Annotated in this window: 18 protein-coding genes; 13 read left to right on the top strand and 5 right to left on the bottom strand. The window is 46.8% G+C overall.

Going from position 1 to position 24,828, the window contains the following annotated elements; translation table 11 throughout:
- Positions 1-3: 3 nt before the first annotated feature.
- The 3 genes from Q0785_RS15045 to Q0785_RS15035 all read left to right on the top strand — a co-directional run bounded on the left by Q0785_RS15045 (position 4) and on the right by Q0785_RS15035 (position 4,152).
- A complete protein-coding gene (locus Q0785_RS15045; protein ID WP_298831492.1) occupies positions 4-1,146 on the top strand; it encodes a mannitol-1-phosphate 5-dehydrogenase in 1,143 nt (380 codons plus the stop codon).
- A gap of 293 nt (positions 1,147-1,439) precedes the next feature.
- The gene (locus Q0785_RS15040) at positions 1,440-2,939 is read left to right on the top strand and encodes a malate:quinone oxidoreductase (RefSeq protein ID WP_298831489.1); all 1,500 of its coding nucleotides are present in this window, start codon (positions 1,440-1,442) and stop codon (positions 2,937-2,939) included.
- A 571-nt stretch (positions 2,940-3,510) separates the two neighbouring features.
- Positions 3,511-4,152: an O-methyltransferase gene (locus tag Q0785_RS15035; RefSeq protein WP_298831486.1), complete on the top strand. Its 642-nt coding sequence runs from the start codon at positions 3,511-3,513 to the stop codon at positions 4,150-4,152.
- Between the two features lie 57 nt (positions 4,153-4,209).
- On the opposite strand, the gene Q0785_RS15030 is transcribed toward Q0785_RS15035, so the two are convergent.
- From Q0785_RS15030 to Q0785_RS15015, 4 genes are all read right to left on the bottom strand, one after another.
- On the bottom strand, positions 4,210-4,752 hold the full coding sequence (locus Q0785_RS15030) for an ECF transporter S component (RefSeq protein ID WP_298831483.1): 543 nt from the start codon (positions 4,750-4,752) through the stop codon (positions 4,210-4,212).
- A 189-nt stretch (positions 4,753-4,941) separates the two neighbouring features.
- Positions 4,942-5,742: an endonuclease/exonuclease/phosphatase family protein gene (locus tag Q0785_RS15025; RefSeq protein ID WP_298831480.1), complete on the bottom strand. Its 801-nt coding sequence runs from the start codon at positions 5,740-5,742 to the stop codon at positions 4,942-4,944.
- 97 nt (positions 5,743-5,839) lie between these two features.
- Positions 5,840-7,882, bottom strand: a complete 2,043-nt coding sequence (gene ptsG, locus Q0785_RS15020; protein WP_298831477.1) for a glucose-specific PTS transporter subunit IIBC — start codon at positions 7,880-7,882, stop codon at positions 5,840-5,842.
- Positions 7,883-8,045: 163 nt separating this feature from the next.
- Positions 8,046-8,888, bottom strand: coding sequence for a PRD domain-containing protein (locus Q0785_RS15015; protein WP_298831474.1), 843 nt, complete (start codon positions 8,886-8,888; stop codon positions 8,046-8,048).
- A 332-nt stretch (positions 8,889-9,220) separates the two neighbouring features.
- Here Q0785_RS15015 and Q0785_RS15010 point away from each other — a divergent pair, with 332 nt between their 5' ends.
- The gene (locus Q0785_RS15010; RefSeq protein WP_298831472.1) at positions 9,221-10,102 is read left to right on the top strand and encodes an HAD family hydrolase; all 882 of its coding nucleotides are present in this window, start codon (positions 9,221-9,223) and stop codon (positions 10,100-10,102) included.
- Positions 10,103-10,193: 91 nt separating this feature from the next.
- On the opposite strand, the gene Q0785_RS15005 is transcribed toward Q0785_RS15010, so the two are convergent.
- Positions 10,194-11,453, bottom strand: a complete 1,260-nt coding sequence (locus Q0785_RS15005; protein WP_223636131.1) for a YeeE/YedE family protein — start codon at positions 11,451-11,453, stop codon at positions 10,194-10,196.
- A 282-nt stretch (positions 11,454-11,735) separates the two neighbouring features.
- Between Q0785_RS15005 and mnmH the strand changes: the two genes are divergently transcribed.
- The 9 genes from mnmH (at position 11,736) to Q0785_RS14960 (ending at position 24,761) form a co-directional block, all read left to right on the top strand.
- Positions 11,736-12,785 (top strand): tRNA 2-selenouridine(34) synthase MnmH, encoded by a 1,050-nt coding sequence (gene mnmH, locus Q0785_RS15000; RefSeq protein WP_298831467.1) that lies wholly within the window; start codon positions 11,736-11,738, stop codon positions 12,783-12,785.
- A gap of 180 nt (positions 12,786-12,965) precedes the next feature.
- Positions 12,966-16,121, top strand: a complete 3,156-nt coding sequence (locus Q0785_RS14995) for a DEAD/DEAH box helicase (protein WP_298831464.1) — start codon at positions 12,966-12,968, stop codon at positions 16,119-16,121.
- Positions 16,122-16,236: 115 nt separating this feature from the next.
- On the top strand, positions 16,237-16,851 hold the full coding sequence (locus Q0785_RS14990; protein ID WP_298831461.1) for a CoA pyrophosphatase: 615 nt from the start codon (positions 16,237-16,239) through the stop codon (positions 16,849-16,851).
- 144 nt (positions 16,852-16,995) lie between these two features.
- Positions 16,996-18,069 carry a branched-chain amino acid aminotransferase gene (locus tag Q0785_RS14985; protein WP_298831458.1) on the top strand — a complete coding sequence of 358 codons (1,074 nt, stop codon included), beginning with the start codon at positions 16,996-16,998 and terminating at the stop codon, positions 18,067-18,069.
- A gap of 265 nt (positions 18,070-18,334) precedes the next feature.
- Complete coding sequence (locus Q0785_RS14980; RefSeq protein ID WP_298831457.1) at positions 18,335-19,540, top strand: multidrug effflux MFS transporter; 1,206 nt, start codon at positions 18,335-18,337, stop codon at positions 19,538-19,540.
- Positions 19,541-19,688: 148 nt separating this feature from the next.
- Positions 19,689-21,116 (top strand): alkaline phosphatase, encoded by a 1,428-nt coding sequence (locus tag Q0785_RS14975; protein WP_298831454.1) that lies wholly within the window; start codon positions 19,689-19,691, stop codon positions 21,114-21,116.
- Positions 21,117-21,150: 34 nt separating this feature from the next.
- Complete coding sequence (locus Q0785_RS14970) at positions 21,151-21,795, top strand: hypothetical protein (protein WP_298831451.1); 645 nt, start codon at positions 21,151-21,153, stop codon at positions 21,793-21,795.
- A gap of 244 nt (positions 21,796-22,039) precedes the next feature.
- Positions 22,040-23,050 carry a hypothetical protein gene (locus tag Q0785_RS14965; protein WP_298831445.1) on the top strand — a complete coding sequence of 337 codons (1,011 nt, stop codon included), beginning with the start codon at positions 22,040-22,042 and terminating at the stop codon, positions 23,048-23,050.
- A gap of 274 nt (positions 23,051-23,324) precedes the next feature.
- Complete coding sequence (locus Q0785_RS14960) at positions 23,325-24,761, top strand: carbon starvation CstA family protein (RefSeq protein ID WP_298831442.1); 1,437 nt, start codon at positions 23,325-23,327, stop codon at positions 24,759-24,761.
- Positions 24,762-24,828: the final 67 nt, after the last annotated feature.

Genomic DNA, 24,828 nt, shown 5'->3' with positions numbered 1-24,828 from the left:
TCAATGAAACAAGCCGTTCATTTTGGAGCAGGAAACATCGGCAGAGGGTTTATCGGGGCTTTATTTTCCGAATCGGGTTACCACGTGACATTTGTGGATGTTGCGGAACAGGTCATCAATAAGCTGAATGAAGAAAAAGGCTACCAGGTAAAGCTGGCTCAGCCACAGGAAGAATCCATCACCATCGAAAACGTTTCAGGCATCAATAATATGACGCATGACAACGACGTAATTGAGGCGATTCAACAAGCGGACTATTTGACCACAGCAATCGGCCCGAATATTTTGCCGAGAATCGCACCGCTGATTGCCCGCGGTCTAACGAAACGGGTGACGGCAACAGATGATAAGCTTTATATCATCGCCTGCGAAAACCAGATTGGTGCAACGGATATCCTGAAGCAACATATCCTGGACAACCTCGACGAAGATACGAAGAACCAGCTGGAAGGAAAGGTTTATTTCTTCAACTCTGCTGTTGACCGTATCGTGCCGATCCAGGACCAAAGTTCACTGGATGTCCTGGTTGAGCCTTATTACGAATGGGTCGTGGAAACGAGTGAAGAGATCCCGCCGGTAACCGGCATGACAATGGTCAAGGACCTTGCGCCGTTCATTGAACGGAAGCTGTTCACAGTGAACACAGGCCATGCTGTTATCGCTTATCTGGGCTATCTGGCAGGTAAATCGACGATTGATGAAACCTTGGCTGATGAGAAAATCGTCGAGCAGGTCAGAGAGACGTTGAAGGAGACAGGTGCCTACCTGGTGAAGGAATATGGATTGGATGAAGAAGAGCATCTCACCTACATCAACAAGAACATCGAACGCTTTAAAAATGCGTACTTGAATGACGGAGTTACACGAGTTGGACGTGCCCCTATCCGCAAGCTGGGTCCTGAAGACCGGCTGATTCGACCAGCAACCCAGGCCCAAAAGGCAGGGTTGCCTTACACCAACCTGGCGAAGGCCATTGCAGCTGCGTTGGCATTTGACTATCCGGAAGATGAGGAAGCGATGGAAATTCAGGAGATGATCCGTGAAAATGGGCCGGCAGCTGTTTTGAAAACAGTGAGCGGTTTGCCTGAAGACAGTGAAATCACAAAAGAAGCGGTGCGTCATTATGAGGCTTTTCGGAGCCGGTAATAAGTATAAGATAGATCGAAATATAACTAAGCCCAAATGCTGACATTCTGGACAATGTCAGCATTTGGGCTTTTCAGACTCGATTCTTCTTAAAACAGGCATCTTTCTTTTTTAGCTGTTCCACTTAGGGTATAATTGACAGGCAAAAGCAGATAGGTAGATAAGATAAATATGATATAATTACACAATTGAGGCAGAAAAGGTGCGTTTTTCGGTTGAGCCTGGCTTTTTGTATTATTTGATCAGGAGCAAGCTGCACCTATTTGCAAATATACGGGATAAGGAAGGTTATAATGGACAACCAACAGAAAAAAAGAAACGTCATCTTAATCGGTGCTGGTGTCATGAGCGCGACTTTAGGATCAATGCTTAAAGAGCTGGCACCGGATTGGAACATAAAAGTGTTTGAAAAACTTGAAAAAGCGGGATCTGAAAGTTCCAACGAATGGAATAACGCAGGAACCGGACACGCTGCACTTTGCGAGCTTAACTATACACCGGAACAGCCTGATGGCTCTGTTGATATCAAAAAAGCGATCAGCATCAACGAACAGTTCCAGCTTTCCAGACAGTTCTGGTCTTTTCTAGTAAACAATAAACGCATCGCGAATCCTCAGGACTTCATCATGTCGATTCCTCACATGAGTTTAGTGCAGGGAGAAGACAATGTCCGATTCTTAAATAAACGTTTTGAAGCATTATCAGCCAGCCCGTTGTTCAAGGGCATGGAATATTCAGCTGATCCTGCAAAATTGAAGGAATGGGTTCCGCTTATTATGGAAGGCCGTACTTCAAATGAAGCAATGGCGGCTACAAAAATCGATTCCGGGACGGACGTCAACTTTGGCGCGTTAACCGAAATGCTGTTTGACCACTTGAAAGAGCAGCAGGTCGAGATGAATTACAAACATGCAGTCAAAGATATTAAACGCAGCAGCGACGGCACTTGGGAAGTAAAAGTGCAGGATCTTGAAAACGATAAAATCGAATACCATAACGCTGACTTCGTCTTTATCGGCGGCGGCGGCGGAAGCTTGCCTTTGCTTCAGAAGACAGGCATTCCGGAATCCAAGCATATCGGCGGATTCCCGGTAAGCGGAATGTTCCTGGTCTGCAACGACCCTGAAATCGTCGAGCAGCACCATGCAAAAGTATACGGAAAAGCAAAAGTCGGAGCTCCTCCGATGTCAGTACCGCATTTGGACACGCGCTTCATCGATAACAAGAAATCCTTGTTGTTCGGACCATTTGCCGGCTTCTCACCGAAGTTCCTGAAAACAGGATCGAATATGGACTTGATCGGATCTGTAAAACCGAACAACGTCTTTACGATGCTGGCTGCAGGCGCAAAAGAGATGTCATTGACAAAATATCTGATCCAGCAGGTCATGCTGTCGAATGAAAAACGCGTGGAAGAATTGCGTGATTTCATTCCGACTGCCAAGCTTGAGGATTGGGATGTCGTCGTAGCGGGACAACGTGTACAAGTCATCAAAGATACGGATAAAGGCAAAGGAACCCTGCAGTTCGGTACAGAAATCGTCACTGCTGCCGATGGTTCAGTTGCTGCATTGCTGGGAGCTTCTCCAGGTGCATCCACGGCCGTTCATGCAATGCTTGAAATTTTCCAAAGATGCTTCCCGGACCAGGTAGGCGAATGGGAGCCGAAAATCAAAGAAATGATTCCGTCTTATGGCGTATCATTGTCTGACCATCCGGAACTTCTTCAGGAAATCCATATTTCAACAGCAAAAGCACTTCAGCTGGATGAAAAAAGCCCTGTAGGAATCTAAAATTTATAAAATGCTTATGAACCTCTTTCATCAACCAGGATGAAAGAGGTTTTTTTATTGATAAGTACGTATCCAGTTGTATACAATTTTAGTTAACGTACACGGCTGGATCCAACTCGAAATGAGTGCTGGATAAGTTGAACTAATGATCTTCGCCTGCTGATATTCCGCAAATCAGCTCCGCTTTCCTACGGGCTTGCGCCGAACTAACTCGGGCTAAACGCCCGAGTGGATTTCGGCACGTCGCTATCCCGCGGGAGTCTCCGCTGATTTGCTCTATATCTTTTATAAATACAGTAGAAATACAGAAGTTCACTTTGAATTCACTACATCTCTTAGCGCCGGCGCGCCCAGGGGTTAGGCAAGGAAATAAACCAAAGGAAGTTTGGGTTATTTCCTTTGCTTCGAAGCTAGCGAAGCGATGCAGAAGCAGGAGTTTTCCAACTCTTACTTTAAGAGCTCTACCCAAAGCGACCGAAGCGGTGTAAGAGAATATAATTCTTAAGCTCATCTTATATAAATATGAAGCCAGAAGAATCAGCCGGCAAAGAAAAAGAAGGAGCTGTTGAACTTGAAGAAAACCAATCAATACATCGACACCCTATTCACCAAACAGGATTCGCTTTTGGAGGAAGTTGTTACATCCATCGAAGAAAAAGGTATGCCCTCGATTTCAGTTTCCCCATCTTCCGGCAAACTGTTGACGATGTTGGTCTCGATCTCAGGCGCTAAAAACGTGCTGGAAATTGGAGCACTTGGAGGCTATAGCGGCATTTGCCTGGCGAGAGGGTTCGCAGGGAAAGAAGGAAAGTTAACTTCGCTTGAGCTTGAGGAACAGTATGCAGAACTGGCACACAGCAATTTAACGAAAGCCGGATTCGGTGAGCAGGTTTCCTACATGACAGGAGCGGCGTTGGAAAGTCTCGAAAGACTGGTGGAAGAAAATCGTAAATTCGACTTTTTCTTTATCGATGCAGACAAAGGGAACTACGAGAATTATTTGGATTACTGCCTGAAACTATCAACGCCTGGCGCTTTGATCGTGGCGGATAATGTACTCGCAAGAGGAACAGTAGCGGATGATGCAGCTGAAGTCAGCCGCCATACAGAAGTGATGAAGGCGTTCAATCTCGTTGTGGCCAATCACCCTCAACTGGAATCCTTACTGATTCCGATAGGTGACGGCCTGACTGTATCGAAAGTGAAAAACTGAAAAAAAGAGCGTGTCTGGACTTCAGACACGCTCTTTTTTGGTGAACAGATGGAGAACTTATTTAAAAAATGGCGTTTTCTTCAAGGCAACTGCTACTGGAATCGCGATGATCAAGCCAACCGTATTTTGGACAAGGTTTCCGGGAATCGAAGCGGCCGGGATGATCCAACTGCTGAAGATGATGGCTTCGCCGAGGTAGTAGATGGCGACCATGAACGGAATTGACACAATGGCAGCGAAAATATTGAATTTCGTGCTGCCGCCTTTTCTGCCGCCGGACCAGGCGATTTTTCCGACCAGGTAACCTTGCAGGCCACGTGCCACTATAGTGATCGGCGCCCATAAGGTCCAGCCGGAAACCAAATCAAACAGACCCATACCGATCGCACCGGCAATCAGCCCTTTCTTAGGACCAAATAGGATGGCGATAATGAAGAGCATCGCGGTGCCGAGGTGGACAAGCCCGCCGTTTGCCGCAATCGGCAGGCGAATGTTCAGTAACAAAGTGGCGACAAAGACAAGTGCAATGGCCATAGAGCTTAAAATCAAATCAAATGTGCGGGAATTGGCTGCAGGTGAATAGCTTGTTGTTTTTTGCATCGTTGGTTACCTTCCTATCTTTTCTTTTTCAGATAAGATTAGCAGAGGACTGAACCAGTTAAAAGTGCCAATTCCGAACAAAACTTAGGGGTCAGTTTTAAACCTTATATTTGAATCGGTGAAGCAGAGTTGTTTTTAAGTTTCCAGGAAGAAGAAGACAGCTATGTAAATAAGCTTTCCCCGCTTGCGCTATTTTCCTGAAATACTCAGATTGACTTCTACCCCGAAATGGTCGGAGATGATGGATTTATTGCGGTTATTGAAAATGACGTTGGAAGACAGCACTTGGAAAGGGCGATTCGTTAAGACCAGATCGATGCGTAGATCGTGTTTATTGTCATGCCATCCGGTGATTTTCCCTTCGACGGTCGTGCCTTGATCTTTTTGTTCGGCTAACTCGTACGTATCGTGAAGGTCTTGGCTGATCAAGTAGTCATAGCCTTCTCCTGAAAGGGAAGCGCTGTTATTGAAATCGCCCATTAGAAAGAACGGCACCTCTTTTTTGGCTTGTTGCAGAAGGCTGTCTGCCTGCAGTTTGAAGGGTTCTTCTTCATCGGTCCACCATCCCATATGGCAAGAGTAGAAGGACAAAGGGGCGCCCTGATAGTCAATTTGAATACCGACGATTTTCCGCGTTTTCCAATAATTGATGTCTGTGCTTTGACTGACGACAAAAGAGTCTTCTGCTAAAATCGGGTGTTTTGTCAGAAGCGCGACGCCTTCTTCATAGATGCCATAGACCAAATGTGAAAAGCTCCAGACGAAAGAGTAGTCTGTCATACCGAGTTTTTCAAGTTCCTCTAACAGGACGATGCCGTAGTTATCTTTTTTGATGTCACGATAGTTAAGCGCTGCGCTGATCGATTGATTGACTTCCTGAAGAGCGATGACGTCATAATTCTTCTCTTTGATGGTCTCGGCTAAATACCGTATTTTTTCAGTTTGGTTTTCTTCGTGCCAGGCGTGGCAGTTCAAGGTCAATAACTTCATGAAGACGAACCTCCCATATTAATCGAATAGGTAAGAAAGCCTGGCTGCCTGCGGAAAATCTCCGAATGCAGCCGGGCTTTTAGTTGATGTTTCTAAATCAGACGACAGGCTCTCCGTGGACAATTTCCATGATGTTCTGGTCCTTGGCTGCGATTGAGCCGGATTTGCTGAGTTTGATCGATTGGCCTTCTTCAAGGTTCGTGAAGACAACTGGCGTAATGATGGATGCCGCGTTTTCAGCGATGTAATCCAAGTCCATTTCCATCAGAAGCTGTCCTTGTTCAACCAAATCACCTTGTTCAATATGTGAAGTAAAGCCTTCACCTTTCAGATGGACCGTATCAATCCCGATGTGGATCAGTATTTCCGTTCCGTTGTCCGCCGCGATGCCGATGGCGTGCTTGGTAGGGAAGACCGTGACGACTTTGCCGTTCACCGGAGAGAATACTTTTCCTTCTGTCGGCTTGATCGCAAATCCGTCACCAACCATTTTGCCGGAGAATACCTGATCCGGAACTTCTGAAATCGGAAGCAATTCACCGGTAATCGGGCTGTTGAATTCCAATGGTGTAGCTGAAGCGGCGGCAGTTGAATCTCCAGTTGGAACCGCCGTTTTTTCGGATGGTCGAGGCGCTTTGCCATTGATGATGTCCTGCATTTGTCCCCGCAGGCTATCTGAGACAGGTCCGAAAATGGCCTGGATGTTGTTTCCAACTTCCATGACGCCGGATGCGCCAAGTTTTTTCAATCTGTTTTTATCGACATTGCCTTTATCGGCAACGCTGACACGTAAGCGGGTGATACAAGCGTCAAGGTGGGTGATGTTTTCCTGGCCGCCCATAGCTGCAAGAATTTCATATGGCAAGTCGCCAACTTCACCTGTTTCCTCATCGCCTTCTTCATCAGCTTCGCGCCCAGGTGTCATCAAATTGAATTTTTTGATAGCAAAACGGAACCCGAAATAGTAGATGACCGAGAACACGAGACCGACAACAATGACCCAGAACCATTCTGTTCTTCCAGGCATTACCCCGAACAGCAGGAAGTCAATCAGTCCGCCGGAGAATGTCATCCCGATCTTAACGTTAAGCAAGTGCATGGTCATGAACGACAGACCTGCAAAAATTGCATGGATACCGAACAGTACAGGTGCAACAAACAAGAACGAGAACTCAAGAGGTTCGGTGATTCCTGTAAGGAACGACGTCAAAGCACCTGAAAGCATGATACCGCCGACAATTTTCTTTTTCTCCGGACGTGCACAATGGTAGATGGCAAGTGCCGCAGCCGGAAGGCCGAACATCATGAATGGGAATTTACCGGTCATGAATGTACCGGCAGTAAAGTCCACACCATCCTGCAGTTGAGCAAAGAAGATGCGCTGGTCGCCGCGGATGATTTCACCGGCAGCATTGGTATACTGGCCAAATTCAAACCAGAATGGCGAGTAGAAAATATGGTGCAAACCGAATGGTATCAATGAACGTTCAATGGTTCCGAATACGAACGCAGCAAGCGTACGGTTCGTTTCAAGCATGAAGTGGGAAAGCGTATTCAAACCGGTTTGGGCAAATGGCCAAACCATGAACATCACAATTCCAAGAAAAACAGCAGAGAAAGCAGTGATAATTGGAACAAAGCGCTTTCCAGCGAAGAAACCTAAAAACTGAGGCAATTGGATATTGAAGAATTTATTGTACATAAAGGCAGCAAGGACACCGACGATAATACCGCCGAATACGCCTGTTTGCAGCGTCGGAATTCCCAATACATTGGCGTATGCCGGGTCAGTGGTCATTTCCAGGGTAATTCCACCAAATGCTTTCATCGTGACGTTCATAATCAGATAACCGATGATGGCAGCAAGTCCTGCTACTCCATCACCACCGGCAAGGCCGATTGCGACACCTACAGCAAACAGTAAGGGCAGGTTATCGAAAATGACACCGCCGGCTTCCGCCATCACGAATAATAAGGACTGGATCCAGTCAGCTCCCATAAAAGGAACCGCTTCCAAAAATGATTCTTGTGCAAAGCTTGTACCGAAAGCCAATAGGATACCGGCGGCAGGTAAGAGTGCAACCGGCAGCATAAGGGCTTTACCGACTTTTTGCAGGGTACCGAATAAATTGAATGACATGCAATTTCCTCCTCGATGGTTCAAATTATGAAGCAGATCAATTGAAGACACAAAAAAGGCATGAGAAGAAAAGGGAAAAGCCGAGAAAAGGACAGTTTTGTCCTAATGGTCAACTTTTGCATCTTTTCATACTCATGCCTGATCGAATCAGTAACACGTATGGTCAGAATTTATGTGTCAAGCGCTGCAGATGAATCGTCAAATACATGACTTCCGCTTCATCTACAGGCTTATTCAATTGGTTTTGCATTACTTTAATGAGCTTCCAAGCAAGATTATAGCATACGGGATATTCACTTTTCAACATAGCGGCCAATTTATTTTCTTCCCCCAGAGGAGCTCCTTTATCGGCACGGTCGATGGCGCGGTGGAGGTGCTGAATAAGGCGGTGGTAATCGATATTGTCTTTTTCCAACTGGATATCCAGGCTGTCTTCGATGATTTTCACCATTTTTGAGAGCAAAGCATGATAGCGATTGATATCGCGCAGGGACTTGTCTGTAACGGCACTGTGGACATGGAGTGCGATAAAGCCGACTTCCCCTTCCGGAAACGAAACGCCTGTCCGCGCTTCCACTTTTTTGACCACATCCTGGGCCACAATGTATTCTTTTGGATACAGTGATTCGATTTCAAATAAGAACGGATTGGAGAATTGGATTCCTTTTTTTGCTCGGTTAATGGCAAATGCGATATGGTCTGTCAGGGCCACGTGGATATGTTCGTTGAGCTCCTTGCCCATTTTTTCCTCGATGAACAAGAGCAGTTCGTGGATGAAGGCAATGAGCTGCTCCTCGATATAAGGAAGCAGATTGACGTATTGCTCCATTTCTTTTTCGTCCTGCAGCAAAAAAGTTTTATCTGCTTGGTCGAAAGGGACGGTATCTCCCTTTTTTCGATTAAAGCCAAGGCCATTGCCGATCAGGACAGCTTCTTTATACGTATCGTTGCTGGCGATGACGACATTATTATTCAATATTTTTTGTATGGTCAAGATTTGCTTCATGTTAGCCTCCATCTGCCACTGGACTTTCGTATCTGTCTGACTGGCATAAACAAACGATTTTCTGTGAGTATGAATCTGGCGCCATTTAACTGCTCCACGAAATTCCTTTACGCCAATAGGATATGGTATCTCCTCTGTTTGCAAGCGGATCATCCATCAACCATGATATAATCTGAAAATTCTTCTGTGCCTTATTCTAACATTTCTTGTCTGTCTGTAATAGATATTACTGTTGCTGGTGCCAAAGGCTGTTGCGCATTCATTGAGTTTAAAAAACCCAAGGCGTATACTGAGGCTATATCAATTGTATTTAAACATCAGGAGGTAATGGAGTGGCGATTAACCCTAAAGCCGTCTTTTTGGATATGGACGGGACGATTTTGAATCATACCAACGAAGTAAGCATGGACACGAAAGAAATCATAGATAGACTGCGAAGTGAAGGGATTTTCGTATTTGTAGCGACAGGCAGATCCGCTGAAGAGCTGGCAGAAATGCTTCCGGAAGGCTTTGCTGTAGATGGCATCATCACCTCAAACGGCATGGCCGGTTACATCGGGGAAGAAGTGGTGTTCGAGCATGCACTGCCGCTGGATTTGGTGGAAACGATCATTACCAAGGCGCAGGAACGCCAAATCTATTACGAGCTTTTCCCGCATGGCAAAGCTCGGCTGGTGTTGAAACAGGACCAGGCATTTGTCGAAGCGGCTGTCCGTGACCCCAAGCCCGATTCAGTCCAGATCAACGAATGGATCTCACGCCAAAAAGCGATTGAAGAGGAAATCGAGTGGACAGACGAAATTACTGGAAGTCATTTTTCCAAATTTTATTTCTTCGCAAGAACGAAAGATGAAATCGATGATTGGAAAATTGAACTCAAGCAACTTCAAAAAGAGATGGATTTCACGATGACTCCGTCTTCACCGCATAATGCCGAAGTGATGGTTGCAGACATCAACAAAGCATCAGGTATCAAACAGATGCTGGAGCGGTTCGGTTTAACGGGCTGTGAGACCCTGGCCATCGGAGACAGCGACAACGATGTCAAGATGTTCGAGTATGTCAGCCATGCCGTCGCGATGAAAAATGCGGCGGACCATATCCAGGCCATGGTCGATGAGGTGACGGAATTCACCTGTGATGAAAATGGCGTTTATCATTACCTGAAATCGAAGGTATGGGAACAACTGGAAGCAAGAACCTCAAAAGCGTGAATTGAATAACGGCAAAACAACAGAATCCCCCAAAACGCTCACTGTTAAAGTGTTCGTTTTGGGGGATTTTATTTTTTGTGAATAATTGTTGTCAGCATACCGAATCATTGGATTTAGGTACCGACAGTCCGAATAATGGACGGAGATACAATGCGACAAACGTTCCAGCCAATGCCAGAATGCCCCAGATGTAGCCGTGGAGGCTGAACGACGCAATACCGCCGAAGTAAGCGCCGATGTTACAGCCGAATGCCAAGCGGGCGCCATAGCCCATCAGCAAGCCACCGATGACAGAAGCGAAGAAATTGCCCACTTTCACTTTCGTGAACTTGAACAAGCCGCCAGCCGCTGAAGCAAGGAACGCCCCGATGATGACGCCGAAGTTCAATACCGTTGTGGAATCGGCAAAGATTGAAGACTCAAGCATAGCGGCATTGGCACCTTGCCAATAACCCCAGCTTGCTACGTCAACACCGAACAATGCGGCGATTTTCGAGCCCCAAAGTGCAAACGCCGATGTAATGCCCCAAGGTGTACCGCGGACCATCAACGTCAATGCGTTCAACAACGCCAGGATGATGGCTGCAGCGAACAAAGGCCATGAACCGCGGAAAATTCGTCTCCATCCAGAAGCGGATGGCAGAGGCGCCATTTTTGGAGCGCGTCTTTTTTTCTCGATAGCCAAACTAATCAAAGCAATCAAACCGAAAATGACAATCGACACAAGCCAAGCGCCGCCGTAGCCAAGGCCAGTTGATGTGGCTAACGAAATCGGTTCGAACGCCGGCATTTCCTCTGTCCAGAACGGCAGATGGTAAGCGCCGATCGTTGTTCCGATGATGAAGAACAGCAAGGTCACAAACATCACCGTGCGTCCGCCGCCGATTGCATACAAGGTACCGGAAGCACAGCCGCCGCCGAGTTGCATGCCGATTCCGAAGATGAATGCTCCGACAACCAAGCTGACGCCTACAGGCGAAACATAGCCGGCAACTTCAGTTCCGAAAAATGAATAGCCATATGCCAAAATCGGCGCAAACAAAGTCACCGCAACCGCAAGCATCAGCATATGTGATCGCATGGCTTGGCCGTTGCCGACAGATGCCAGGCGACGGAAAGCAGAAGTAAATCCGAAACGTGCGTGGAATAAGGTATAGCCAAGCAATAGCCCGATGACCAGCAAAATAGGTTGTGCTATGTGTTGAGTAGCCAATAGATAAATCATCAATAGAGCCGCAACCACCAGGCCGCCGACAATCAGTGAAACCTGAGGTTTGTTTAAAGCTGTATCTTTCCGTAAAACCGGATCTTTTGCATCGTTGACCGGTTGAACATGTGTAAGTGAAGTCATGAAACCATCCTTTTCTTAGTGAGTTAGTCGGGAATACTTGGTTATCATATAGCTTGAACTCCGGGGTGTCAACGGAAAATGCTTTGGATTAAGCATTTAAAAAGAATATAAATTATGTGGATAACACGGAATATGTGATGGGAAAACGTATATTCCACTGGGGGTTTTAAAAAATCCAGGAAATCCATGCGCGTTAAAATAAGCAATCAGGAACGAAAACTGATCCTGATGGGTGTATACTGATAAAATAAGTAAAACAAGTGCGTGTTTGGAGGAAAAAGAATGTTCAGCGATATTGCAGTGGAAGAACTGATCCCGTTAAGTGAACAGAAAAAAATGGTGCTTATCGATGTGAGATCGCCATCCGAATATAAGAATTTTTCGATACCTGGAAGCATCAATATCCCTTTTTTCGATGATGCGGAACGGGCAGAAATTGGCACGCTCTATAAGCAAAAGAGTGTAGCTGCGGCAAAAGAGCGCGGCCTTGAAATCATCTCGGCCAAGCTGCCGGAATTTGTGAAGCAATTTAAACAGCTGGAAGGCAATAAGACAGTATTTTGCTGGCGAGGCGGCATGCGCAGCCGAACAACTGCTACGCTTTTGACGTTGATGGATGTCCATGTCAGTCGGTTGGAAGGCGGAATTCGCGAATACCGGAGATGGGTCATCAACCAGCTTGAGCAGCCTGAAGCACCTTTTAAGGCATATGTATTGAACGGCTTGACTGGAACTGGCAAAACAAGAATCCTGAAAGCGTTGGAAAAACAAGGCTATCCCGTCATCGATCTGGAAGGGCTGGCCAATCATAAAGGCTCGATTTTCGGCCATATCGGCGTTGAGCCGAATAACCAAAAAAAATTCGACTCGCTGCTGGTCCAGCAATTCCGGGAACTCGAAAAGTCGCCTTTCGTGCTTTTTGAAGCTGAAAGTTCACGGATCGGCAAAGTTGTCATCCCGAGCTGGGTGATGGATCTGAAAAACAATAGCGTCCAGCTCATCATCGACATGCCGATGGAAGAAAGAATCAAAGAGATCATTGAAGATTACCGACCTGTTCAGTACCAGCAGGAATGTATAGCAGCCTTCCAACGGATCAAAACACGGATGCCGCAGGATGTTTCGAAACAGATCGAAGCGGATTTGGAAACAGGGGAATTTTCCTCTGCGGTACGTCTGCTGCTGGAGTATTATTACGATTCCCGCTACAAGCATACCGGTCTTCAATACCCGGACCAGCAAAAGAAGGTATTGCAGGTGCAAAACCTGGAAGAAGCCATCGAAGCGATCAAACAGCAGATTCCGGATATCGAGAAGTCGTCGGCAAGCTAACTCAGTCTTTATAAGTGAAACAATCCCCTCAACTCTTTGTTGCAGGGGATTTTCTGTAGCCATTAACGATAAAGAAGTAGCTCAGTTGATTCGCTGCATGCAGTTAGCGATAATGGAGAGAGCTTCGAATTCTTCGCAACGGTTTCCGGTATTCAGGCATCTCAGGAAGGAACTGGCCTCATGAACTTTTCACTTAATGAAACAAAAATAAAAAAATTATGCGGACAGACCGCTTATAGAAAAGGGCGGTCCTACATTTTGGGCGGCAAAATCCGGCTCTCGCCGGATCTGAATGACGACCGGCTGATCAAAGGCATCGTCACCGGCCGCAACGAATTTCACGTCAGTGTCAGACAGGAACAGGACGGGGAGATCCTGGCCTCCTGCAGTTGTCCGCCAGTCGGTTTTGTAACGACTTATTGCCATCATATTGCAGGTGTTCTGCTGGCGATTGACGAGATGCAGCAACGCGAAAACCCAACGATGAGAATGCTGGATTTATTCGCGCGGCAAAAAAGCGGAACAAAAGGCAGGCGGCAGTACTTCGATAAGCGGCAAACCCTTCAAGTCGAATTCAGTTTGCTTCCGGTTCTAGTGGAAGGAACAGGCTATGTACTCGGTCTGCGGCTCGCTATCGGAACAGCCGGACTGGAACCTGTAGGGAACATTGGTGATTTCCTTGAAGCGGTGAGGACCGAGGAACCGTACAGTGAATCACCTGGCTTCCATTACTCGCCAGAAGATCACCGCTTACAGGAGGAGACTGAAAAAGTACTCGATTACTTGGCGAAAACACGGCTTACAGGTGCTGGAAGTGCAGAAAAAACGGATCTGGTGGTCTTGGCGGCTTCGGACTGGGAGCGGCTTTTGCCTTTAATGCAGACTGTGCCTTTCGTTAAACTGATGGGCGCTGGACGGATTACCGAAGGCATCCGCATCGAAAAAGAATTGCCGCTGTCTTTCCACTTTGATGAAAACCGCTCCGGTGGCTTTCGGCTGGACGTTGAAGGTTTGGAGGAAGTGCTGATCCTCAAGGCTTACGAACTGGTGATTGCTGACGGCGCCTTGATCCATTTGGTTGGGGAAGATGCCAGGCGTCTGGCGGAATTGAAGGAATTGCTGCCTGGCTCGATTGACCAACTGCTGATTCCGGCAGAGGAAATGGACCATTTCATGGCGACGGTCGTGCCGGGGCTGGAGCGTTTAGGGAAAGTCCATATCGCTGATGCAGTAGCGGAACGGCTGGTGGAAACACCTCTCCACGCCAAGCTGTATCTCGACCGCATCAAGCATCGGTTGCTGGCAGGAGTGGAATTCCACTACGGCCATTTGGTCATCAATCCATGTGAAGAGGCGGACGATGAATTCCGCCATTATCCAGGAATCCGCAGGCAGCGCGAGCAGGAGCAGGAAATTGTGAAAGTAATGAAAGACAGCGCATTTACGCAGACGGACGGCGGTTTCTATATGCAGGATGAGGAATCGGAGTACCATTTCCTCTACCATGTCATTCCTGTGCTTGAAGAATTGATGCAGATTTATGCGACGACAGCCGTCAAGCTTCGGGTTCAGAAAAATTATGGCGGTCCGAAAGTGAAAGTTGAAATCAGTGAGCGCACCGATTGGCTGGAATTCCGCTTTGATCTGCAGGACATTCCGGAAGCGGAGATCAAGAAAATCTTGAAGGCGTTGGAAGAAAAACGGCACTATTACCGAATCCCTAACGGTACGTTAATGTCTTTGGAAACAGCGGAATTCATGGAATTGAGTGATTTTCTGCGCGAACTGGACGTCAATTCTGCTAATTTCGGCAGGGAAGAGATTCGCATCCCTTTAATTCATGGCCTGCATTTGTTGGCTTCTTTGGATGAGGGGCAGCTGCTCGATCCAAGCACCAATTTTGCCCACTTGCTGCAAAACCTGAATCGACCGGATGAGCTGGATACTGATATACCGGAAAGTTTGGATGGCGTACTGCGCGATTACCAGGAAGCCGGTTTCCGCTGGCTTAAACTGTTGGCGAAATATAAATTCGGCGGCATTCTGGCGGATGACATGGGGCTTGGCAAAACTTTGCAAAGCATCGCCTTTATCGTCTCGGTACTGCCGGAAATCCGCAAACAGCAACAGCCTGTCCTCGTGGTCGCCCCTTCGTCGCTCGTCTATAATTGGCTCAACGAACTCAGGAAGTTTGCACCAGAACTCAAAGTTGGGATCATTGATGGCACTAAAACACAAAGGGCTTCTTTGATCCAAAAAACACAGGGGCTGGATGTCGTCATCACATCCTATCCTTCCTTGCGTATGGATCAAGTACTGTACCGCAGCCAAAGCTTCCATACCTTGTTTTTGGATGAAGCACAGGCCTTTAAGAACCCGGTCACCCAAACGGCGAAGGCCGTCAGGGAAATACAGGCGGATCACCGGTTTGCACTTACCGGAACCCCGATTGAAAACTCGCTGGATGAATTATGGTCGATTTTCAATGTGGTGTTTCCGGAGCTGCTGCCGAATCGGAGGCTGTTCAGTGAGATGAGGCGTGACAATATCAAGAAGCGGGTGCGCCCTTTCATCCTGCGCCGCATCAAGACGGAGGTTTTGACGGAGCTTCCGGACAAAGTGGAAACCATCCATTATTCGGAACTGCAGAAAGAGCAGAAGAAATTATATGCGGCTTACTTGGCCGAATTGAAACAGGATGCGCTGAAGCATCTGAACAAAGACAGTTTCCAGAAGAACCGGATCCGGATTTTGGCCGGACTGACACGATTGCGCCAGCTGTGCTGCCATCCTGCATTATTCGTGGAAGGCTACGATGGCGGGTCAGGCAAATTCGATCAATTGATGGAGCTGGTGGAGGAATGCCGGCTATCCGGACGGCGTGTGCTGGTTTTTTCGCAATTCACCCAAATGCTCGGCATCGTCGGCCATCAATTGGCGAAAGAAGGAGTTCCTTATTTTTATTTGGACGGCCAGACTCCGCCCGCAGAACGGGTGGACCTATGCAACCGATTCAATGAAGGACAAGGTGATTTGTTTTTGATTTCCCTGAAAGCCGGCGGTACCGGCCTGAATTTGACAGGGGCCGACACAGTCATCCTTTATGATCTTTGGTGGAATCCCGCTGTCGAACAGCAAGCTGCTGACCGGGCGCACCGCATGGGACAGAAAAAGGAAGTGCAGGTGATCCGGCTGGTCGCCAAAGGCACCATCGAAGAGAAAATCAATGAGCTGCAGATGAAAAAGAAAAACCTGATCGATGAGGTGATCCAATCAGGGGAAGAACCGCTGAAGGCGATGTCGGCAGAGGATATCCGGGAAATCCTGACGATATAGCCCATCCTTCTGGCAAGTGTCTTTTTTATCCGGAGCACCGCATAAAAATCATCGTCGAAAAGGAATTATGGCGCTCGGTTTGGTAAAATGGTTGAAAGAGAGCTGAGGTGTTGATATGGATCCGAAAAGCATGCTGGAAAAAGTGAAAAACCGTACTCCTGACGTATTAGGAAATAAGGATTTCTCAAAATATGCAATTCTTTTACCCCTTATCGAAAAAGATGGAGAAATTCATGTCCTCTTTGAAGTTCGCTCCTATGACTTAAGAAACCAGCCGGGGGAAATCTGTTTTCCCGGGGGAAGAATTGATTTTCAGGACCAGACGGAAGAAGACACGGCCGTCCGGGAAACAATCGAAGAGCTTGGAATAGAAAGAGCCGAAATCTCGGATATCTTTCCACTAGACTATATTGTTTCGCCTTTTGGGATGATTGTGTATTCGTTTGCCGGCATCATTGATCCGGAAGCTGTATTCGAGCCGAACCCGCCCGAAGTCGACAGCATCTTTACGGTGCCGCTGTCGTTCTTCCTGGAAAAAGAGCCGAAAGTATACAGCATCAATTTTGACATTCAACCGGAGGAGAGCTTTCCCTACGATTTGATTGCCGGAGGGGAAAATTATAATTGGCGGACGCGCCAGGTTGATGAATACTTTTATATTTATGGAGACAAGGTCATTTGGGGGCTTACCGCCAAAATCCTTGCGCACTTTATCGAGATCATTCGCTGAATGGTCTTTTTGTTTTGGGAAGGAACGGGTCTTTTATCGCAATTTTTGAATTGTAGCCAGCGAAGCTTTTAAAGGGCGGAAAGAACGTGTATAATTATTCATATTACTGATAATTAAAATTATTTTTACAAAGGAGTCCTGACGATGACTACATATCAGCTTGAAGTTATTGAAAATACCAACAAAAAAGAAAAACCGGTGAAAGACCAGGTGCCATTCGGGACTACGTTTACAGATCATATGTATATCCTGGAGTATGAAACAGAAAAAGGCTGGTATGATCCGAAAATTGTCCCCTACGGGCCGATCAGTTTAGACCCTGCGGCGATGATCTTCCATTACGGGCAAACGGTTTTTGAAGGCATGAAAGCCTATCATACAGAGGATGGCCGCATTTTATTGTTCCGTCCCGAAAAGAACTTTGAGCGTCTGAACCTTTCAAGTGAACGCCTGAGCATCCCTGCAATCGATGAAGAACAGGCTTTGGAGCATTTGACGCAATTGATCAAACTTGAAAAAGACTGGGTTCCGAAAACGCCTGGAACTTCCCTGTATATTCGTCCCTACATCATTTCAACAGACGCCAATCTTGCAGTCGGACCGTCTCAAACCTATAAATACATGGTCATCCTGTCACCGGTTGGCTCATATTTCCCAGGCGGCCTTCACCCGGTTGTCATCCATGTAGAAGATAAATTCACCCGCGCAGTAAAAGGCGGAACCGGTATGGCTAAAACGGCAGGAAATTATTCGTCAGGCTACCAGGCGCAGGCCAATGCCAAGAAAGAAGGCAACGCGGATGTCCTATGGCTGGATGGCGTCGAAAAGAAATACATCGAAGAAGTCGGCAGCATGAACATCTTCTTCAAAATCAACGGTGAAGTGGTTACGCCTGAGTTGAACGGCAGTATCCTAAAAGGTATCACGCGCATGTCCATCATCGAATTGCTCGGCACATGGGGAATCACCGTGACCGAAAAACGTGTTTCCATCGATGAACTGTACGAAGCCTATGAAGCCGGCCAAGTCGAAGAGGTCTTCGGCACTGGGACGGCAGCCGTTATTTCTCCAGTCGGGGAACTGAACTGGAAAGGCAAGAAGATGATCGTCAACAACCACGAAATCGGTGAATTATCACAAAAGCTATACGATACAATCACAGGAATCCAGACAGGCAAGATTGAAGATACACTGGGCTGGACTGTGGAAGTAAAATAATCGGGAAGTTTCTCTTTAGCCATTAGCATTTCTGAAACCCGTCGCTGTCTGGTTATCCGTTGGGATAGCTTGGCAGTGATGGGTTTTTAGCTGTCTTATTTAATTGAGGGTTTAAAAAGTTGGTTAAGAGAGAACATAGTTAAAGAAAGACAGGAGCTTTTATGTTATGTTAGAAAACGGTAATTTTCATGCGTGGAGCGATTCTTCAACAACTTGAGAAAATGATTTATATAGTTTTTTACTGATAGAAAAGAAGGTGTAAGCATTGGAAAGTTTGACTGGCTTAAAACGCGTCCATTTTATTTTGTTGATGGGTGCACTGACTTCGTTGATTCCATTCACAATCGATATGTACTTACCGGCTTTCCCAATTCTTGCGGATGTCTATGAAACCAATGCCACCTCTGTTCAATTGAGCTTGACCGCGTGTCTGCTTGGACTCGCGTTAGGCCAATTGATCACAGGAGCGCTTAGTGATGTGCAGGGAAGGAGAAAGCCACTCCTAATTTCGCTGATTGCTTACATAGTAGCTTCAGTGGCTTGCATATTTGCTCCGAACATCTACATATTTGTTCTATTGCGTTTCGTACAGGGCTTCGCAGCTTCCGGTGGCTTGGTTATTTCCCGGGCAATAGTGCGGGACGTCAGCAATGGGGCGGAATTGACAAGGTTGTTCGCTCTATTGATGGTCGTCAACAACTTGGTGCCGTTGCTGGCACCTTCTGTCGGCAGTGGAGTCCTGCTGTTTGCAGACTGGAGAGGGATTTTCCTGGTACTGACGGTTCTGGGAATTATCCTTTTGCTCGTTTCAGTCCTCCGTCTGAAGGAAAGCTTGCCGCCTGAAAAAAGGGTTCCAAGCAACCTGGGAACGACCTTCAGCAATTTTGCAGGAATTTTAAAGAATCGGCAGTTCACAGGCTATGCGTTGGCACAAGGTTTTCTGATCGGTGGTGTTTTTGCCTATGTGTCGGGTACTCCCTTCATCTATCAGAATGTGTACGGAGTATCGCCGCAAACGTTCAGCTTGCTGTTCGGTATGAATGGCATCGGACTGATTATCGGCAGTTATGCTGTTGGCCGCTTCTCGTATATTTGGTCTGAAAAACGGTTTTTGGAAACCGCGCTCTATACTGCCACGACTGCGGGTGCTGTTTTATTGGCCGTCGTGTTGCTTGATGGCCCTTTATGGGCGGTCGTCATTCCTATCTTCTTTTTCATCACGTCGATTGGCGTAGTGGGGACAGCCGCTTTCACTCTGGCCATGGAAAGCCAAGGCCATGTAGCAGGAAGTGCTTCGGCATTGCTTGGCTTGCTGCCGTTTATTCTTGGAGCAGCGACTGCGCCGTTAGTAGGGATTGCAGGAGAAGATACGGCAGTTCCAATGGGACTGGTCATTTTCATCATGTGCTTGATTGCCTTGTTGGCCTATATATTCTTTGCAAAAAATGCAACCGCATCAACTGCCAAATAATCTGAAGCCCGGAAATTCTTCCGGGCTTTTTATATTGCGTAAAAATACCTGTTTTTCACCGTTTACAAATACTAAACAATTTTCCCGTCAGCGCTTAACAATCAAATCCTATACTGAAATTGTTCATCAAATGACTGGAGGGAAACAAATGATACATAGAAACTTGAAATTGAAAGTACTTCCGATTGCTTTAGCTTCAGCAGTGGCGCTGACGGGGGCAAGTTCGTTTACTTTGTCAGCCGAAGCGAAGGCTCCTGGAAATAATCAGGGAAAAGCACCTGAGCACAGCCAGGGCAAAGGCAAAGGCGGCAATAAAGACGAAGTGAAGAACGTTATTTTCCTGATCGGTGACGGAGTCGGAACATCCTATACATCTGCCTACCGTTATCTGCAGGACGATGCTTCCACCAAGCTGGTCGAAGACATGTCATTCGATTCTTATTTGGTTGGACAGCAATCGACATATCCGGAAGATCCTGCACAAAACATCACGGATTCCGCTTCATCCGCCACAGCGATGGCTGCCGGCATAAAAACCTACAACAATGCGATTGCGGTCGACAACGATGAGAGTGAAGTGAAGACAGTCCTTGAGGCTGCCAAAGAAAAAGGGAAAGCGACAGGATTGGTCGCAACTTCCGAAATTACACACGCCACCCCCGCATCGTTCGGCGCTCATGACATCGCTCGGAAAAACATGAATGCCATTGCAGATGATTACTATGACGAGTTGATCGATGGAGAGCACAAAGTCGATGTACTTCTGGGTGGAGGCATCGATTTGTTTGAACGGACAGATCGTGATCTTACGGAAGAGTTCCAGAAAGACGGCTACAGCTATATTACAGGCCGGGAACAGCTGTTGAGCAACGATGACGAGCAAGTACTCGGCTTGTTTGCGCCGGCGGGCCTTCCGAAAATGATTGACCGTGACGACAGCATCCCTTCATTGGCCGACATGACAGAATCGGCCATCGATCGGTTATCGGAAGAGGAAGACGGATTCTTCCTGATGGTGGAAGGCAGCCAGGTCGATTGGGCAGGACATGATAACGACATTGTCGGTGCGATGAGCGAGATGGAAGATTACGACCAAGCGTTCCAGGCGGCCATCAAGTTTGCTGAAGAAGATGGCAATACCTTGGTCGTCGCAACGGCGGACCATTCAACTGGCGGCTTTTCCATTGGTTCGGATGGAATCTACAACTGGTTTGGAGAGCCGATCAAAGCGGCAAAACGCACACCTGATTTCATGGCTGAAAAAATCATTGGCGGGGCCGGCGTAGAAGAAACGTTAAGCAAGTATATCGACCTTGACCTGACAGCTGAAGAAATCGACGCAGTTAAAAAAGCGGCAGCGGGCGGAAACTTCACAGCGATCGATAATTCGATTGAAAAGATTTTCGATAAGCGTTCACACACGGGGTGGACAACCGGCGGGCACACTGGGGAAGATGTTCCAGTTTATGCATACGGACCTGCAAGTGAAAAGTTTGCCGGACAGCTCGACAATACCGACCATGCAAAAATCATCTTTGACCTATTGAAAGCAAAAGTGGAGATCGATGATAAGTAAACCAGTAAAAACAGCAGTGAAATGAGGAACTGACATGAAAAAGACCGTTTATTTAATAGGCCTCTCCGCGCTATTGCTCGGAGGGTGTTCGGAACAGGCAGATTCAACAATGGCCGTTTCAGCAGCCGGCCAGCAAAACGAAATCCCCGGCTATTACGAAGACTATGTCCTTAGCCCCCAGGTGACGGATGACCGCATGCTGCAGGAAGCCGGCCAACACAAGCGGGATGCCAAAGGGGAAGCAACTGTTGAAGCGGTGAATATGGACAGTGAGACAGCTGAAGTCGGTCCGGTGGAACTGACCTTGGCGGAATCGAAAATTCTACAGCTCAAACCGGATTACAGCCTGATTGATTTTTTTCACTCCTATACGCATGATCAGGAGTTCAAAGTCCTGAAAATGTTTGTGGAGGTCACCAATACATCCGACGAACCGGTTTATTTTGCGCCTGTGGCTTTGATGGAAACGGCCAAAGGAGAAACAAAACTTTGGGAAGATGATATTTACTTGGAAGAGTTGAACGGTGAACTCGCAGCAGGTGAAACCAAGCGAGGCAATATCGGCTTTATTGTTGAAGACGGCAGTTTTGATTCAGCATCGATCACCACAAGTGATGTCTTTGACAGTCAGGACAATAAAATCGCAGAAGCGTTGGAATTCAGTACGCAGTTTGAATGATGGCACAGTTCAATCCAGTAACGAATTTCTGCATCGGCCACTGCTGTTGAAGTGAGGGATAAAGCATTGCAGAAACGGGGCAGGCTCATTGACATGGGTCTGCTTTTTGCTGTATTCACTTATTATCGGAGTTGACGGAATATATTGAAAAAAGAAGGCGGAACTATTTTTTAAAAGAAAATAAGGGTGTATGATAGAACAAAATGGGAGCATCGGTAGAGCTTGTATAAAGGGGAGGTTTGCCATGAAATTGATTGAACTGTATATCGGGGAAGTAACGAAGAGGATTCCGGAAAAAAAACGGACCGAAGTTGCAGAGGTGCTGCGGTCGACAATTGAAAAGATGCTGCCGGATCCTTATACGGAACAGGATGTCAAAAATGCCCTTTCCGAGCTGGGCCATCCGGCTGTTCTGGCCAGCCGCTATGCAGAGCGGCCCATGTATTTGATCGGGCCCCGTTATTATGACCTCTACCTCCAGCTGCTGAAGCTCGTCCTGCCGATTGCCATTACGGTGACCACCATTGTCATCATTATCGTTACAATCGTTTCAGGAGCAGGAGAAGAGCCGGTCTTGACGATCATCGGAAATTTAATTGGAGGAATCATTTCAGGAATCGTCAATGCGGTAATTCAGGCAGTATTCTGGTTGACCCTGGTGCTGGTGATTGTTGAACGCGCGGAACATTCCAAATCACAAAGGCCGCTCGCCTTGAATTTTGAAGAATGGACACCGGATGATCTCAAGGAATTTCCGGAGCGGCCGCTTATCTTAAAAGAAAAAAAGATTCCAAGAAGCCAAATATTCGGCAGCCTGATTTGGACGGCAATCTGGACAACGGTTTATTTCAATGCGGATAAACTGCTTGGGATATACCAGCAGGGGCAGCAGGGAGGTCTGGAATTCACCACGCCGATCTTCAATCAGGATATCCTGATTTCCTATTGGCCATTGATCATACTCGTCGTCGTCCTCGAAATTGCATTGGCAGTCTATCAATGGCGCGCGTTGCAATGGACAAATAAATTGGCACTTTTCAACGCTTTTGTTCAGACAACGTCGGTACTTGTGTTTATCCTGATCTTCACCAATTCCAATCTGATCAACGCAGCGTTCCAGCAATGGCTTACGGACCTTTTCGGCGGTACGGCTGGCCTCAATTGGCTGATTGGCAGTGTTTTAGTGGCTGTCATTATTTTCTCAGCCATAGATGTCATTCAAGGGATCCGAAGAGCAAGAATCCGGACAAAATAAATAAGGGAAAGAGCGTACAGAAGAATCTTTCTGTACGTTTTTTTGTTGGAAAATTAATTGAGTATAATATTTTTATATTTTTTTAATGTTTAATACTATTCAATTCAAACGAAAAATTCTTAGATAGGTCTATAAAATCAGTTAAAAAAGTTTAGTTTGTCTTTTATAGTTATTTTACAGTGAATTTGTTTTTTTCTAAATATTATGTTTATATATTTAAAAAACATGTTATCATGATTTATGCTTATACAACAACATCAGGAGGAACCGCCACATGATTACTTTTTTTGCAGCCTTGGCCTTACTTATTTTAGGTTATGTATTCTATTCGAAATTCATCGAGCGTGTGTTTGGCGTTGATGACAAGACACCGACTCCCGCCTATTCCAAAACAGACACATTGGACTTTGTTCCAATGAGCTGGTGGAAAGGGAATTTGATTCAATTACTGAATATCGCCGGCCTTGGCCCCATATATGGAGCGGTTGCCGGGGCGTTATATGGTCCAGTAGCATTTGTCTGGATCGTTGTCGGCTGTATTTTCGCTGGAGGGGTGCATGATTACTTTTCAGGTGTCATGTCCATGCGCCATGGAGGTGCACAGTTCCCGACATTAGTAGGGAAGTACCTGGGCAAGAATGCTAAAGTCTTCATCAACGGACTCTCACTGGTCTTGATGCTGCTGGTGACTGCAGCTTTTACCGCAGGGCCTGCGCAATTGATTGCACAAATTACGCCGATTAACTTTATGACTGCTTTAGTGATCATTTTCTTCTACTTTATCCTGGCGACAATTTTGCCGATCAATAAAGTGATTGGCCGCATCTATCCGCTGTTGGGAGCAATCCTGCTGTTCATGGCGGTGGCGGTTGCGATTGCGCTGGTTTTCTCCGGAAAACCGATGCCGAACCTTACATTCGCTAACCTGCACCCGGGAGATCTGCCGATATGGCCATTATTGATGGTGACCATTTCATGTGGTGCAATATCAGGATTCCATTGCACGCAAAGCCCGATCATTGCACGTACGATGAAAAAAGAAACAGACGGCCGCAAGATCTTTTACGGAGCTATGATCATCGAAGGCATCATCGCTTTGATCTGGGCAGCTGCCGGCATGACTTTCTTCAATGGTACTGAAGGTTTGGGAGCAGCACTTGCTGCTGGTGGCCCATCAGGCGTAGTCAATGAGATTTCGATTTCCTTGCTGGGTACGATGGGTGGATTGCTCGCTATTTTCGGTGTCATCATCTTGCCGATTACTACTGGGGATACCGCGCTTCGTTCTTCACGAATGATTTTGACGGATATCCTGGCAAAGTTTGTGAATATGGAAGGCAAAGTGAAGATTCTATTGGTGACCATTCCACTGGCCATTCCAACCTTCTACATGGCGACGATCGACTACACATTCCTATGGAGATATGTCGGCTGGACCAACCAGCTGGTGGCCACATTCATGCTATGGACAGCTGCCGTCTACCTGATGAAAAACTTCAAATTCCATTGGGTGGCAGGAGTCCCTGCGATTTTCATGACAGCCGTCGTATCCATGTATATCTTCTATGCACCGGAAGGCTTGAACATGGATTATCAGGTTTCCGCAATTATCGGGGCCTGTATCACTCTGGTTGTGCTGTTATGGTATGTGGCACAAATCATCAAGTACAGAAACTTAAAGCAATTGCAGCCTGATTACCGTCCGCTGTAAAAAATAGCAAACTCCCGCAGGGCTGTGTCCTTGCGGGAGTTTTTTCGGTCACAAGAATATCGTTGAG

Source organism: uncultured Planococcus sp., assembly GCF_947501725.1.
Classification (GTDB): Bacteria; Bacillota; Bacilli; order Bacillales_A; family Planococcaceae; genus Planococcus; species Planococcus donghaensis_C.
This window is presented reverse-complemented; position numbering and strand designations above follow the sequence as displayed.